Genomic DNA, 13,048 nt, shown 5'->3' with positions numbered 1-13,048 from the left:
CCGTCGCCCAGCCGCGGCGGGCGGCTTGCGCAGGCCCTCGCGGCTGCCTACCTTTCCGGGCATGAGCGAACCGAACACAGAGATCGTCCCCGCCCGCGAGGCCCTGCCGATGGACCGCATCGCGGCGCTGGCCGCGCGTCACCGCAAGGCCGGCGGCGCGGTGATGGCGGTGATAAACGCTGCCGGCTCGCGGATCGAGAACCGGCTGGAAAAGCTGCCCGACGGGGTGAAGGACCGGCTGGAGAAGGCCACCGCCACCGCGCTGGAGCGCAGCTACCGGCTGGCCGGGGAGACGCTTGGCGAGGGGCCGAAGATCGGCGACCGGGGGCACCTGGCGCTTGCCACGCTGACCGGGGCTTTCGGCGGGCTCGGCGGCATCGGCACGGCGATTGCCGAATTGCCGCTGACCGTGACGGTGATCTTCCGCGGCCTGCAAAAGATCGCCGAGAGCTATGGCTACGATCCGAAGGACCCCACGACGCGGCTGGAATGCCTGCAGGTCTTCGGCGCGGGCGGGCCCCTGAAGCGCGACGACGGGGTCAACACCTCGTTCCTCGGCGCGCGGGTGACGATCACCGGCGGCACGCTGAACCGGGTGGTCGCCGCGGTCGCGCCACGCTTCGCCTCGGTGCTGGGCGAGAAGCTCGCGGCGGAGGCGGTGCCGCTTCTGGGCGCGGTGGCGGGAGCGGGGATCAACTACGCCTTCGTCACCTATTACCAGGAAATGGCACATGTCCGTTTCGGCCTGAAGCGGCTGGCGGAGACCCATGGCGAAGAGGCGGTGCTGGACGCATTCCGCGCGGCGCTGGCCTGAGGCGGAAGGGCCGCTGGCCGGGGGGCTGACTGCCCCCCCTCCCGAGAGTATTTAGGCCAGGAAAAAGAGCGTGGCCTAGGAGCCGTCGCCCTGGCGCGACAGCCAGTCGAGCACGGCGGGGCGCACCGACTGGGCACCGCTGGCGGCGGCTTCCTCGATCACCGCGCGGGCCTCCTTCAGGTCCACGCGGCGGATGAGGGATTTCACCGGGCCGATCGAGGCCGGGCGCATCGAAAGCGAGCGCAGGCCGATGGCGGCGAAGCAGAGCGCCTCCACCGGGCGGCCGGCATCCTCGCCGCAGAACGAAAGCGCGGTGTTGCTGTCCTCGCAGCGCTGCACGATGTGCTGCAGGAAGGACAGGAAGCTTACGTCCAGCGTGTCGTAGCGGCGGCGGACGCGCTCGTTCTCGCGGTCGGCGGCGAAGAAGAACTGCTTCAGATCATTTCCGCCGATGGAGATGAAATCGGCCAGCTCGAAGAAGGCCTTGGGCGCATAGGCGAGGCTGGGGGTTTCCAGCATCGCGCCGATCTCGATCTTCTCGGGCAGGGTATGGCCAAGCTGGCCCTCGCGGTCGATCTCTTCCAGCAGATGCTCGCGCGCTTCGAGGAATTCCTCGAACTGGGCGATGAAGGGGAACATCACCGTCAGCGGCCGGCCATCCGCCGCGCGCAGGAGGGCCTGGAGCTGCATGCGCAGGACGCCCGGCTTCTCCAGCCCGACGCGGATCGCGCGCCAGCCCATGGCCGGGTTCGGCTCGTCCAGGCGCTTCATGAAGGGCAGCACCTTGTCCGATCCGATGTCGAGCGTGCGGAAAGCCACGCGGCGGCCCTTGGCGGCGTCGAGGACGCGCGAATAGAGCGCGGCGAGCTCTCCTCGTTTCGGCACCTTGTTGCGGATCAGGAACTGCAGCTCGGTTCGGAAGAGGCCGACGCCCTCGGCGCCCGAGCCCTCGAGCGAGGGCAGGTCGGCCATTAGCCCGGCGTTCATGTGCAGCCCGACCGTGGTGCCGCATTTCGCCACCGCCGGCAGCATGCGGAGGCCCGCGTAGCGTTCCATCGCCTTCGCCTGCATCGCGATCTTGTCGCGGAAGGCGGCGGCGACGGTTTCGTCGGGGCGCAGGTGGACAAGGCCCTGGTCCCCGTCGACGAGAATGTGATCGCCGTTCAGCGCCTCTGTCGTGATGCGTTCGGCATGGATCACCAGCGGGATCGCCAGCGCGCGGGCGACGATGGCGGCATGGGAGCCGACGGCGCCTTCCTCCAGCACAACGCCCTTCAGCTTGCGGCCGTATTCCAGAAGCTCCCCGGGCCCGATGTTGCGCGCGACCAGCACGGGATCGTCGGGCATGGCGGCACCTGTCTCTGCCCCCTGGCCGGTGAGAATGCGCAGCAGGCGGTTGGAGAGGTCGTCGAGATCGTGCAGCCGCTCGCGCAGGTAGGGATCGGGCACCTGGGCCAGCCGGGCGCGGGTGGCGGATTGTTCCTTCTCGACCGCGGCCTCGGCCGAGAGGCCACGCAGGATGTCCTCTTCCATCCGGTTCAGCCAGCCGCGGGAATTGGCGAACATGCGGTAGGCTTCGAGCACCTGGTGCTGTTCTCCGTCGGCGCTGTCGGCCTGGGTCAGCAGCGTGTCGACCGAAAGCCGCAGCTTCGCGACCCCCTCGCGCAGGCGCTCGCATTCGGCCTGGGGATCGTCGGCGACCGGGTTCGTGACGACGACGCGCGGCTCGTGCAGCCAGACGCGGCCCTCGGCCGTGCCTTCCTGCCCGGTGCCGCCGCGGAAGAGGACGGAATGCTGGTGCGGGGCGGCGAGCGCCTCGCCCTCGCCGGCGAAGGCGCCGAGTTCGGCCATCTCGGCCAGCACCATGGCGACCACTTCGAGCGCGTAGACCTCGTCGTCGGAATATTGCCGCGCGGCTTTCGACTGCACGACGAGGACGCCGAGCATTTCGCCCAGCCGCTGCACCGGCACGCCGAGGAAGGCGGAATAGATCTCCTCCCCCGTCTCGGGCATGTAGCGGAAGCCCTTCTCGGCGGGCGCGTTGGCGGTGTTGATGGCGGTGCCGGAGCGGGCGACGCGGCCGACGAGGCCCTCGCCCAGCCGCAGCCGGGTCATGTGGACGGACTCCGCCTTCAGACCCTCGGTGGCGCAGAGCTCCAGCGTGTCCTCGTCGCGGAAGAGGTAGATCGAGCAGACCTCGCAGCCCATCGAATCCGCGATGAGGTGGGTGATGCGGTCGAGCCGTTCCTGCCCCTCGCCCGGACCGGCGAGGGTGTCGCGCAACCGGCGCAGCAGGCGCCGGCTGTCGCTGTCGGTCCCATCATCATCCGCTGTCTTGGCCATGTCGTCGGCCATATCCCCTCCGGTCGGCGGTCTTCCCGGGGATCAGGAAGGCCTAGGCCGCCGCATCCAAAGCAAAGGCATCATGGAGCGCCTGCACGGCGAGTTCCATATATTTCCGATCGATCAACACCGAAATCTTGATCTCGGAGGTTGTAATCACCTTTATGTTGATTCCTTCAGCGGCGAGTGCCTTAAACATCGCCGCCGCCACGCCGGCGTGGCTGCGCATGCCGATGCCGACGACCGAGACCTTGGCCACGTCGGTATCGCCGACCAGCTCATCATAGCGGATCGAGCCGGAGGTCCTGGCATCCTCCAGCGCCTTCTGGGCGCGGGCGATCTGGTTCACCGGCAGCGAGAAGGTCATGTCGGTCACCGCGGTGGTATGGGTGCCGTAGTTCTTCTCGGAGATGTTCTGCACGATCATGTCGACGTTCACCCCGGCCTCGGCCAGCGGGCCGAAGATGGCGGCGGCGATGCCGGGGCGGTCCTCGACCGAGACCAGCGTCATCTTGGCTTCGTCGCGTGAATAGGCGACGCCAGAGACGGCTTTCGATTCCATGATATCCTCCTCGTCACAAACGAGCGTGCCGGAATTGTCGTCGGTGTCCTCGAAGCTGGAGAGGACCCGCAGTTTCACCTTGTAGCGCATGGCGAGCTCGACCGAGCGGGTCTGCAGCACCTTGGCGCCGAGGGAGGCGAGCTCCAGCATCTCCTCGAAGGCGATCTTCTCGAGCCGGCGGGCCTTGGATGTGATCCGCGGGTCGGTGGTGTAGATGCCGTCGACGTCGGTGTAGATGTCGCAGCGGATGGCGTCGAAGGCAGCCGCGAAGGCCACGGCGGTGGTGTCCGATCCGCCACGGCCGAGCGTGGTGATCCGGCCCTCGGGGCTGATGCCCTGGAAGCCCGCCACGACCGCGACCTTCATGCCCTCGGCGAACTTGGCGTCGATGTTCTCGCGCGGGATGTCGACGAAGCGGGCCGATGCGTGCTGCGACGTGGTCTGGATCGGCACCTGCCAGCCCTGCCAGCTGCGCGCGGGCACGTCCATCTCCTGCAAGGTCAGCGCCATCAGGCCGGCGGTCACGTTCTCGCCCGAGGAGACGACGGCGTCATATTCGCGCGCGTCGTAGAGCGGCGAGGTCTGTTCGACCCAGCCGACGAGTTCGTTGGTCTTGCCGGACATGGCGGAGACGATGACGATGACATCGTGGCCGCGATCGACCTCGCGCTTCACCTTCTCGGCCGCGGCGCGGATGCGGGCCAGGTCGGCCACCGAGGTGCCGCCGAATTTCATCACCAGAACCGGCATCAGGCTCCCCCGTTGCGCCCCGGGCCAAAAAACGTCGGGCGTTTCTTATGCGCGGCGGGGGGCGGGTGCAAGGGGATGCGCGAGCAGAGGCAAAGGAAGCGCGCGGGGTATCGCGGTCAGAACGGGAAGGGGGTGCCGTCCCAGGTTTCGAAGCAGCCGGTGGTGGCCGGGCCGAGGGTGTGGATGCGTTCGATCAGGCCGGCGGCGGACTGAGCCGGCGTGATCGCGGCGGAGGGGCCGCCCATGTCGGTCTGCACCCAGCCGGGGTGATAGATGCCGACGCTGATGCCTTGGCCCTTCAGCTCCACCGCGAGATTGCGGCCGAGGTTCACCGCCGCGGCCTTGGAGGCGCGGTAGATCAGGCTGCCGCCGCTGGCGCGGGTCGAGGAACCCATCTGCGACGAGATGATGGCGATCTTCGCCCCCTTGGCCCGGCGCAGCGCCGGCAGGAGCGCCTGGACGGTTAGGAAGACGCCGGTGACGTTGACGGCGAACATCTCCGCCCAGAGTTCGGGCGGGTAGCCGCTGTCGATGTCCTGGTGGCGGTCCTTCAGAAGTCCGGCGTTGCAGATCAGCGTGTCGACGGCCGTCTCGCCGAGCGAGGGGCCGAGGGCCGCCAGGCTCGCCGCGTCGGTCATGTCGGCTTTCAGCCAGCGTGCGCCGGAGGCGAGCGCTTCGGGCACCGCGCCGCGATGGGTGGCGATGACGGGTTCGCCCGCAGCCGAAAGGTTTTCCACCAGCGCCCGGCCGAGGCCGCGCGCGCCGCCTGTGATCAGTGTCGTCATGGGTCAGTTGGTCTTTCTGGCCGGCAGGAAGGGCAGGGGCGCGACCGGCACGCCCTCTTCGATCAGGGCGCGGGCCTCGTCGGGGCGGGCTTCGCCGAAGATCGAGCGTTCGGGCGCGTCGCCGGCATGGATCGCGCGGGCTTCGGAGACGAAATTCATGCCGACATAATCGGAATTCGCCTCGATCTCCTTGCGCAGGGCGGCAAGCGCCTGCTCCATCGGGTTCTGCGGGGACGTGAGCGGGCCGGGCTGCTTTTCGGCGGGTTTCGGCTTGGGTGCCTCGGTGCCGCCCTGGTTCACGGCCGGGGCCATCAACGATTTCGCGACTCCGGTCGAGCCGCATTCGATGCATGTGATGCGGCCGGTCTCGATCAGCCGGTCGCAGGCCTCCGCCGAGGCGAACCAGCTTTCGAATGCGTGGCCTTTGTCGCAGTGAAGGGCGTAGCGGATCATGCCTGCCTCGATCGGTTTACCCTTTACGAGGTAACGATTTCCGAGGGAGTTTCAAGGCGAAGAGACGGGGCGGGCGGTTCAGCCCCTGCCCGGCGTGAAGCTCAGCAGAAGCTCCGCCAGCTCCGGCTCGTCGACCTTCTGCGCGGCCTTCTCGATCGGGAACCACTTGCGGCGGCGCTGGTCGCATTCGGGAAAAACGTCGCGCAGGCGGCGGACCTCGATCGGGAAGACGGCAACCTCGCAGGGAAAGCCGCGATCCTCGCCCATCACCTTCACGTAGGGGAAGCGGCCGATTTCCGCACTGGCCACCCTGCCGTCCACGCCGGCTTCCTCGAACGCCTCGCGGAGCGCCGAGTTGGCGGCGTCCAAGCCCTTGATCGGCCAGCCTTTCGGCAGGATCCATCGGCCGGTGTCGCGGCTGGTGACAAGGAGAACCTCAAGCTTGCCGCCGCTGGACAGGCGCCAGCAGAGGCCGGCGACCTGGCAGGCCACGGGATCGGCCGCGACCGCCTCGGCGATCGGCATGAGGGGTTTGATCTTTCCTGACATCGACATCGTTTGCTCCCCCGTGCGCCCGGGGTGTTGGAATTTTTTGGAACTGCTCCAATTCAAAGTAACACCGGATCGCATGGACTGCCAGCGGCGGCCTGCAAAAACGCTGTAAACTGTAACGATTTTGACAACTTCGGGAAGACGGACGGGCCGGACGGCGAGGGAGGCGGATGGCGGCAGAGACGCATGCGGCGGGTATCCCCGCCTTCATCGGATCGGAGATCTACCGCCGGTCGAGCTACGGCGCCTGGCATCCGCTCAGGGTGCCGAGGGTCTCGACGGTGATCGATCTCGTCCGGGCGATGGGCTGGCTGGCGCCGGGGCAGTATCGCACCAGCCCGCGCGCCAAGCCGGCCGCCCTGACGCTCTGGCATACGCCGGAGTATGTCGCCGCGCTTCAGCGGGCGGAGGCCGAGGGCGCGGTGAACGATGAGGTGCGGGCGCGCCACGGGCTCGGCACCACCTCGAACCCGGTCTTCCCCGAGATGTTCCGCCGCCCGGCCACCTCCGCCGGGGCGGTGATGCTGGCGGCGGAGCTGGTGCGGGACGGCGGCGTCGTCTATTCGCCCGCGGGCGGCACGCATCACGGGCTGGCCGACCGGGCGAACGGGTTCTGTTACCTGAACGATCCGGTGCTCTGCATGCTCGTGCTGCGCCGCTTCGGCCTGCGCCGGATCGCCTATGTCGACATAGACGCGCATCACTGCGACGGGGTGGAGGCGGCCTTCGCCGGGGATGAGGAGGCGCTTCTGGTGTCCGTCCACGAGGAACGCCGCTGGCCCTTCACCGGCGCGCTGGAGGATGACGGCGGGGGCAACTGCTTCAACCTGCCTGTGTCGCGCGGGTTCAACGATACCGAGATGCGCGCCGCGCTGGAGGGGCTGATCCTGCCCCGCGTCGCGGCCCACCGGCCGGAGGTCGTCATCCTGCAATGCGGGGCGGATGCACTGGCGGAAGATCCGCTGTCGCGGCTTGCGCTGTCAAACAACGCCCATCGTGAGGTCGTCCGGGCGCTCAGGCCGCTTGCGCCCCGGCTGATCGTGCTTGGCGGCGGCGGTTACAACGCCTGGTCGGTCGGGCGCTGCTGGGCCGGGGTCTGGGCGGCGCTGGCGGGGCATGAGGTGCCGGACCGTCTGCCGGCAGAGGCGGAGGCGGTGCTGCGCGGGCTCGACGGCTTCCGCCAGCGGGGCCGCGAGGTGGAAGAGGCGCTTTACACCACCCTTCTCGACCCGCCGCGGGAGGGCGAGGTGCGCGCGGAGCTGCGGGACCGGATCGGGAGGCTCGCGCGAAGATGATCCGGTGCTTCGTCGCCATTGCCCTGCCCGAGGAAGTGCGCGACGCGCTGGCTCTCCTGCAGGCGGGGCTGCCCTTGCCGAGGCCGGTGCCGGCCGCGGGCTTTCACCTGACGCTTTCCTTCCTGGGCGATATCCCCGAGCCGCAGGCGGAGGAGGCGCACCTGGCGCTTTCCGCGATCCGGTCGCCGGGGTTCGAGATGGCGCTTTCGGGCGTTGGCCTCTTCGGCGGCGCGCGGCCGCGGGTGGCCTATGCCGCCGTGGCACCGCAGCCGGCGCTGATGGCGCTTCAGACGAAGGTGGAGACGGCCCTGCGCGACGCCGGGCTCACGCCAGAGGCCCGGCGCTTCACCCCGCATGTGACGCTCGGCCGCCTGAAGGGCGGCCGGGGCGAGGCGGAGCGGATCGAGCGGGCCGCCGCCGGTGCCGCGGGTTTTCGCGCCGGGCCCTGGCCGGTGGCGGCCTTCGGGCTCTGGCGTTCCGACCCGGGGCCGGAGGGCCGGATCTACGAGGAGGTCATGCGCTATCCGCTGACCGCCTGACCGGCTCAGGCGCCGAGGTACTGGGCGTCGGTCACATGTTCCATCCAGTCGACGGTCTTGCCGTCCAGGGCCTCGTGGATCGCGATATGGGTCATCGCGGTTTCGGGCGAGGCGCCGTGCCAGTGCTTCTCGCCCGGGGCGAAGCGGATCACGTCGCCGGGGCGGATCTCCTCCACCGGGCCGCCCCATCGCTGGACGCGGCCGAGGCCGGACGTGACGATCAGCACCTGGCCCAGCGGGTGGGTGTGCCAGGCGGTGCGGGCGCCGGGCTCGAAGGTCACCGCGGCGCTGGCGGCGCGGGCCGGAGGGGCCACGGCGAAGAGCGGGTCGATGCGGACGGTGCCGGTGAACCAGTCCGAAGGGCCCCTGCCCGAGGGCTGGCTGCCGGCGCGGGTAATCTCCATGAGCGATCTCCTGTCGATATGGGCTGCCCCGCTTCTAGCAGGGCAGGGCGGGCGCTGCCATGCCGGGGCGCAGGGCTGGGCCGCCATGCCCGGGTTGCAGGGCCGGGGGGCGCAATTGGACTTGCCATGGCGGCGCATCCCGCTAGGTCCGGGGAGGTCCAGGACGGGGAAGCGGGAATGACGGGTGAGGATCGGCGGCTGCCGGTGCGCAGCATGGCAGTGGCGACGGGTGTCGCGGTGGCGAGCATCTATTACGCCCAGCCGATGCTGGCGCTTCTGGCGCAGGATTTTCCGGGCAACCCGCTGGTGCCGATGATCCCGACCGCGACCCAGGCGGGCTATGCGCTGGGGCTTCTGTTCCTGGTGCCTCTGGGCGACCTGATGGAGCGGCGGCGGCTGATCGTGGTGCAGTTCCTGATCCTGGCGCTGGTCCTGGCGCTGACGGCAGCGGCGCCGGGCGTGGGCGTGCTGCTGGCGGCCTCGGTGCTGCTCGGCGCGGCCTCGACCGTGGCGCAGCAGGTGGTGCCCTTCGCGGCCCATCTGGCGGCGCCGGAGCGGCGGGGGGCGGTGGTCGGTTCTGTCATGGCGGGGCTTCTGGGGGGGATCCTGCTGAGCCGGACGGTGGCGGGCTTCACCGCCGAGGCCTTCGGCTGGCCCGCGATCTTCGCGATCTCGGCGCCGGTCGCGGCGCTGACGGGGCTGTGGCTCGGCCGGGTGCTGCCCGAGGGGCCGGCGGAGAGCCGGCAGAGCTACGGCCGGCTGATGGTGACGCTGATCCACCTCTGGCGCGAGTTCCCGACGCTGAGGCGCGCGGCCTATACGCAGGGGCTGGTCTTTGGCGCCTTCTCGGTCTTCTGGACCATCCTCGCGCTGCAGCTGGCGAGCCCGCAGTACGGGCTGGGCGCGGCGACGGCGGGAAGCTTCGGCCTGCTAGGCATGACGGGCGTGCTGATCGCCCCGGTCGCCGGTCGGGTCGGCGACCGGATCGGGCCGGAACGGGTGGCGGCGCTGGGGGCCGGGGTGGCCTTTCTCGCCTGGCTCGTCTTCGGCTTCTGGGGGTCGTTGATCGGGCTCGGCATCGGCGTCGTGGTGCTCGATTTCGGGGCGCAGGTCTCGATGGTGTCGAACCAGTCGATCATCTACGCGCTCCGGCCCGAGGCGCGGTCCCGCATCAACACGCTCTACATGAGCGTGATGTTTGTCGGCGGGGCGGCGGCCTCGGCCGCGGCGGCGCTGGCCTGGCGGCAGTCGGGGTGGCCCGGCGTCTGCATGCTGGGGGCGGGGCTGACGCTGGCGGCCGTGGCGCTGCAGGCGCATGGCCTGACCCGGACGCGCGGCGCGCGCGGAGTCGCGGGGTAAGGGGCATCGCGGCCTCTTGCCAGTCCCCGTGGCCCGTGCAACCAAATCCGGCAAAAGGAGATCCGCCATGACCGACGCCCGCCGCACCCTCGTTCGCCGCAATCCCTGGCCGGAGGGGGTGAGCCGCCCGGTCGTGCCGCCGCTGCAGATGGCTGTCGTCTATGCCTCCGACAGCCCCGACCAGCTCGACGCGCAATACGCGGGCAAGGTGCCGGGCTATACCTATGCCCGCGAGGGCCATCCGAACGCCGACCACCTTGCGACCATGATCGACGGGCTGGAAGGGGCCGAGGGCGGGCTGATCCTCGGCTCCGGCATGGCGGCGGTCTCGGTCGTGCTGATGGGGCTGCTGAAGGCGGGCGACCATGTGATCGGGGGCGACCAGCTCTACGGCCGCTCGCTGCGGCTTCTGACGCAGGAGATGTCGCGCTACGGGATCGAGACGACGCTGGCCGATTGCACCAGCGCTGCGGCGATCGAGGCGGCGACCCGGCCGGAGACGAAGATGATCCTCGTCGAGGTGATGTCGAACCCGACGCTGCGCCTCGCCGATATGGAGGGGATCACGAAGCTCGCCAATGAGCGCGGCATCCTCCTGGTCGTCGACAACACCTTCACCACCCCGCGCGCTTACCGACCGCTGGAGCATGGCGCGGATATCGTGCTGCATTCGGTGACGAAGCTCCTGGCCGGCCATGCCGACGTGACGCTCGGCTATGTCGCCGCGCGTGACCCGGCGGTGCGCAAGACGATCTACGATTTCGCGGTGACGACCGGCATGACGCCCAGCCCGTTCGACTGCTGGCTGGCAGAACGCGGGCTTTACTCCTTCAACCTGCGCTTCGACCGGGCGCAGGAGAACGCGCGGGCGCTGGCTGATCACCTCGCCGGTCTGAAGGGGATCAAGCGCGTGGTCTACCCGACCCGCCCCGACCACCCCGACCACAACCGCGCTGGCCCCCTGCTGGGCGAGCGCGGCGGCAACATGGTAAGCTTCGAGCTGGAGGGCGGCCGCGCCGCTGCCAACGCCCTGACGCTGGCGATGCCCGAGGTGGCCTTTGCGCCGACGCTGGGCGACGTGGGCACGACACTTTCCCATCCGAACTCCAGCTCGCACCGGGCGGTTCCGGCGGCGGAGCGCGAGGCGGTGGGGATCACCGAGGGGTTCTTCCGCATCTCCGTTGGGGTCGAGGAGATCGAGATCCTGATCGAGGACTTCACCCGTGGCGTGGCCGCGGCGGCCGAAGCGGCGAAGGGCTGAGCCCGGGCGCGGCCCGGTAGGGAGGCCCGGCTAGGAGGGACATGATGCGGATCGGGATGCTCCTTTTTCCGAACCTGACCCAGCTTGACCTGACCGGGCCGCTCGAGGTCTTCACACGGATGGCAGGGGCCGAGGTCTCGCTGATCTGGAAGACCCGCGATCCGGTGCGGTCGGATCGAGGGCTGGCGATGCTGCCCACGCACACGTTCGATGAGGCCGGCTCGCTCGACCTGATCTGCGTGCCCGGCGGGCCGGGGCAGATCGCGCTGATGGAGGACGCCGAGATGCTCGACTACCTGCGCGGGGTGGCGCCGGGCTGCGCCTGGGTGACCTCGGTCTGCACCGGGGCGCTGGTGCTGGGGGCGGCAGGGCTGTTGACGGGGTACCGGGCGACGACGCATTGGGCCTCGCTCGACCAGCTGGCGCTCTTCGGGGCGGAGCCGGTGGAGGCACGGGTGGTGCGCGACCGCAACCGCTTCACCGGGGCGGGCGTGACCTCCGGCATCGACTTCGCGCTGGCGATCGCCGCCGAGGTGCTGGGCGAGGAGGCTGCGCAGGAGATCCAGCTGCAGATCGAATACGACCCGGAGCCGCCGTTCCGCTGCGGCTCGCTCCGGACGGCCTCGCCCGAACTGGTGGCACGGCTGCGCGAGAAGGGGGCGGGGCTGCGGGAGCAGCGCCTGCGGGCCTCCGAGAGGGCGGCGCAGGCGCTGGGCTAGGGCGGCTCAGGCCCCGGCCCAGTTGCCTTCGAAATCGGCCGGGATCAGCAGGTTCTCGCGGCGGAGCGCCTTCACGTCCTTCTCGCCGCAGAGGGCCATCGAGATGTCGAGCTCCTTGCGGATCACCTCCAGGGCCGTTGCGACGCCCTTCTGGCCCATCGCGCCGAGCCCGTAGATGTAGCTGCGGCCGATGAAGGTGCCCTTGGCACCGAGCGCCAGCGCCTTCAGCACGTCCTGGCCGGAGCGGATCCCGCCATCCATGTGGATCTCGACCTGATCGCCCACGGCGCGGACGATGGAGGGGAGCATCCGGATCGAGCTGAGTGCGCCGTCGAGCTGCCGCCCGCCGTGGTTGGAGACGATGATCGCATCGGCACCGAAATCGGCGGCTCGCTTTGCGTCCTCGACGTCGAGGATGCCCTTCAGGATGATCTTGCCGCCCCACATGTCGCGGATGCGCTGGATCTTTCCCCAGTCGAGCTGGGGATCGAACTGCTCGTTGGTCCAGGACGAAAGCGACGAGGCATCGCCCACGCCCTTGGCGTGGCCGACGATATTGCCGAAGAAGCGGCGCTTGGTGCCGAGCATCTCCATCCCCCAGCCCCATTTGGTGGCGAGGTTGAGCATCGTCGGGATGGTCAGCTTCGGCGGCGCGGAGAGGCCGTTCTTGAGGTCCTTGTGGCGCTGGCCGAGGATCTGCAGGTCGAGCGTCAGCACCATGGCGGAGCAGTTCGCCGCCTTGGCGCGGTTGATGATGTTCTCGACGAAGTCCCAGTCCTTCATGACGTAGAGCTGGAACCAGAACGGCTTGCGGGTATGGGCGGCCACATCCTCGATCGAGCAGATCGACATGGTGGAAAGGGTGAAGGGCACGCCGAAGGCTTCGGCCGCCCTGGCGGCCAGGATCTCGCCGTCGGCATGTTGCATTCCGGTCAGCCCGACCGGGGCGAGGGCGACCGGCATCGCCACGCTCTCGCCGATCATATCGGAGGCGGTGGATCGGCCGGACATGTCCACGGCGACCTTTTGGCGAAGGCGCAGGTTCTTGAAATCGCTGGTGTTCTCGCGGAAGGTCTGTTCCGTGTAGCTGCCGCTTTCGGCGTAGTCGTAGAACATCCGCGGGACGCGGCGATGGTAGATCTTTCGCAGATCCTCTATGCAGGTGATGACGGGCATGGGGGCCTCCGCGCGCGACTGGTCAGCCCGGATTAC

At 69.4% G+C, this 13,048-nt stretch carries 13 protein-coding genes; 6 read left to right on the top strand and 7 right to left on the bottom strand.

Annotation, left to right across the window (positions count from 1 at the left end):
• Positions 1 to 61 precede the first annotated feature (61 nt).
• Entirely contained in the window at positions 62 to 814 is a 753-nt protein-coding gene (locus EIP85_RS08425; protein ID WP_127901732.1) for an EcsC family protein, read from the top strand.
• A 75-nt stretch (positions 815 to 889) separates the two neighbouring features.
• Here the strand turns inward: EIP85_RS08425 and ptsP are convergent, their stop codons facing one another.
• The 5 genes from ptsP to EIP85_RS08400 form a co-directional block, all read right to left on the bottom strand.
• Positions 890 to 3,169 (bottom strand): phosphoenolpyruvate--protein phosphotransferase, encoded by a 2,280-nt coding sequence (gene ptsP, locus EIP85_RS08420; RefSeq protein ID WP_241559929.1) that lies wholly within the window; start codon positions 3,167 to 3,169, stop codon positions 890 to 892.
• Positions 3,170 to 3,209: 40 nt separating this feature from the next.
• Complete coding sequence (locus EIP85_RS08415) at positions 3,210 to 4,469, bottom strand: aspartate kinase (protein ID WP_127901731.1); 1,260 nt, start codon at positions 4,467 to 4,469, stop codon at positions 3,210 to 3,212.
• A gap of 116 nt (positions 4,470 to 4,585) precedes the next feature.
• Positions 4,586 to 5,254, bottom strand: coding sequence for an SDR family oxidoreductase (locus EIP85_RS08410; protein ID WP_127901730.1), 669 nt, complete (start codon positions 5,252 to 5,254; stop codon positions 4,586 to 4,588).
• 3 nt (positions 5,255 to 5,257) lie between these two features.
• Positions 5,258 to 5,707 (bottom strand): DUF1178 family protein, encoded by a 450-nt coding sequence (locus EIP85_RS08405; protein WP_127901729.1) that lies wholly within the window; start codon positions 5,705 to 5,707, stop codon positions 5,258 to 5,260.
• A 78-nt stretch (positions 5,708 to 5,785) separates the two neighbouring features.
• Positions 5,786 to 6,232, bottom strand: coding sequence for an NUDIX hydrolase (locus EIP85_RS08400; RefSeq protein ID WP_127901764.1), 447 nt, complete (start codon positions 6,230 to 6,232; stop codon positions 5,786 to 5,788).
• Between the two features lie 197 nt (positions 6,233 to 6,429).
• On the opposite strand from EIP85_RS08400, the gene EIP85_RS08395 reads away from it, so the two are divergent.
• Both EIP85_RS08395 and thpR read left to right on the top strand, forming a co-directional pair.
• Positions 6,430 to 7,554: an acetoin utilization protein AcuC gene (locus tag EIP85_RS08395; RefSeq protein ID WP_127901728.1), complete on the top strand. Its 1,125-nt coding sequence runs from the start codon at positions 6,430 to 6,432 to the stop codon at positions 7,552 to 7,554.
• The gene (gene thpR, locus EIP85_RS08390) at positions 7,551 to 8,093 is read left to right on the top strand and encodes an RNA 2',3'-cyclic phosphodiesterase (protein ID WP_127901727.1); all 543 of its coding nucleotides are present in this window, start codon (positions 7,551 to 7,553) and stop codon (positions 8,091 to 8,093) included. Before EIP85_RS08395 ends, thpR begins: the two co-directional genes overlap by 4 nt.
• Positions 8,094 to 8,098: 5 nt before the next feature.
• On the opposite strand, the gene EIP85_RS08385 is transcribed toward thpR, so the two are convergent.
• Positions 8,099 to 8,497, bottom strand: coding sequence for a (R)-mandelonitrile lyase (locus tag EIP85_RS08385; RefSeq protein ID WP_127901726.1), 399 nt, complete (start codon positions 8,495 to 8,497; stop codon positions 8,099 to 8,101).
• A 177-nt stretch (positions 8,498 to 8,674) separates the two neighbouring features.
• Between EIP85_RS08385 and EIP85_RS08380 the strand changes: the two genes are divergently transcribed.
• The 3 genes from EIP85_RS08380 (at position 8,675) to EIP85_RS08370 (ending at position 11,836) form a co-directional block, all read left to right on the top strand.
• On the top strand, positions 8,675 to 9,856 hold the full coding sequence (locus EIP85_RS08380) for an MFS transporter (RefSeq protein ID WP_206615484.1): 1,182 nt from the start codon (positions 8,675 to 8,677) through the stop codon (positions 9,854 to 9,856).
• Between the two features lie 67 nt (positions 9,857 to 9,923).
• Complete coding sequence (locus EIP85_RS08375) at positions 9,924 to 11,117, top strand: trans-sulfuration enzyme family protein (RefSeq protein ID WP_127901724.1); 1,194 nt, start codon at positions 9,924 to 9,926, stop codon at positions 11,115 to 11,117.
• Positions 11,118 to 11,161: 44 nt separating this feature from the next.
• A complete protein-coding gene (locus EIP85_RS08370) occupies positions 11,162 to 11,836 on the top strand; it encodes a DJ-1/PfpI family protein (protein ID WP_241559927.1) in 675 nt (224 codons plus the stop codon).
• A 6-nt stretch (positions 11,837 to 11,842) separates the two neighbouring features.
• Here EIP85_RS08370 and EIP85_RS08365 read toward each other — a convergent pair whose 3' ends face one another.
• Positions 11,843 to 13,012, bottom strand: coding sequence for an alpha-hydroxy acid oxidase (locus tag EIP85_RS08365; protein WP_127901722.1), 1,170 nt, complete (start codon positions 13,010 to 13,012; stop codon positions 11,843 to 11,845).
• Positions 13,013 to 13,048: the final 36 nt, after the last annotated feature.

The sequence above is a fragment of the Solirhodobacter olei genome (genome assembly GCF_004010155.1).
Classification (GTDB): Bacteria; Pseudomonadota; Alphaproteobacteria; order Rhodobacterales; family Rhodobacteraceae; genus Solirhodobacter; species Solirhodobacter olei.
The sequence above is the reverse complement of the archived record's forward strand: the minus strand, read 5'-3'. Positions and strand labels throughout refer to the sequence as shown.

What these genes read in the sequence shown, in the direction of transcription:
- EIP85_RS08380 (WP_206615484.1), top strand. Translation starts at nt 8,675, where the DNA reads ATGACGGGTGAGGATCGGCGGCTGCCGGTGCGCAGCATGGCAGTGGCG.
- EIP85_RS08365 (WP_127901722.1), bottom strand. Translation starts at nt 13,012, where the DNA reads ATGCCCGTCATCACCTGCATAGAGGATCTGCGAAAGATCTACCATCGC.
- thpR (WP_127901727.1), top strand. Translation starts at nt 7,551, where the DNA reads ATGATCCGGTGCTTCGTCGCCATTGCCCTGCCCGAGGAAGTGCGCGAC.
- EIP85_RS08370 (WP_241559927.1), top strand. Translation starts at nt 11,162, where the DNA reads ATGCGGATCGGGATGCTCCTTTTTCCGAACCTGACCCAGCTTGACCTG.
- EIP85_RS08405 (WP_127901729.1), bottom strand. Translation starts at nt 5,707, where the DNA reads ATGATCCGCTACGCCCTTCACTGCGACAAAGGCCACGCATTCGAAAGC.
- EIP85_RS08410 (WP_127901730.1), bottom strand. Translation starts at nt 5,254, where the DNA reads ATGACGACACTGATCACAGGCGGCGCGCGCGGCCTCGGCCGGGCGCTG.
- EIP85_RS08415 (WP_127901731.1), bottom strand. Translation starts at nt 4,469, where the DNA reads ATGCCGGTTCTGGTGATGAAATTCGGCGGCACCTCGGTGGCCGACCTG.
- EIP85_RS08385 (WP_127901726.1), bottom strand. Translation starts at nt 8,497, where the DNA reads ATGGAGATTACCCGCGCCGGCAGCCAGCCCTCGGGCAGGGGCCCTTCG.
- ptsP (WP_241559929.1), bottom strand. Translation starts at nt 3,169, where the DNA reads ATGGCCGACGACATGGCCAAGACAGCGGATGATGATGGGACCGACAGC.
- EIP85_RS08375 (WP_127901724.1), top strand. Translation starts at nt 9,924, where the DNA reads ATGACCGACGCCCGCCGCACCCTCGTTCGCCGCAATCCCTGGCCGGAG.
- EIP85_RS08400 (WP_127901764.1), bottom strand. Translation starts at nt 6,232, where the DNA reads ATGCCGATCGCCGAGGCGGTCGCGGCCGATCCCGTGGCCTGCCAGGTC.
- EIP85_RS08395 (WP_127901728.1), top strand. Translation starts at nt 6,430, where the DNA reads ATGGCGGCAGAGACGCATGCGGCGGGTATCCCCGCCTTCATCGGATCG.
- EIP85_RS08425 (WP_127901732.1), top strand. Translation starts at nt 62, where the DNA reads ATGAGCGAACCGAACACAGAGATCGTCCCCGCCCGCGAGGCCCTGCCG.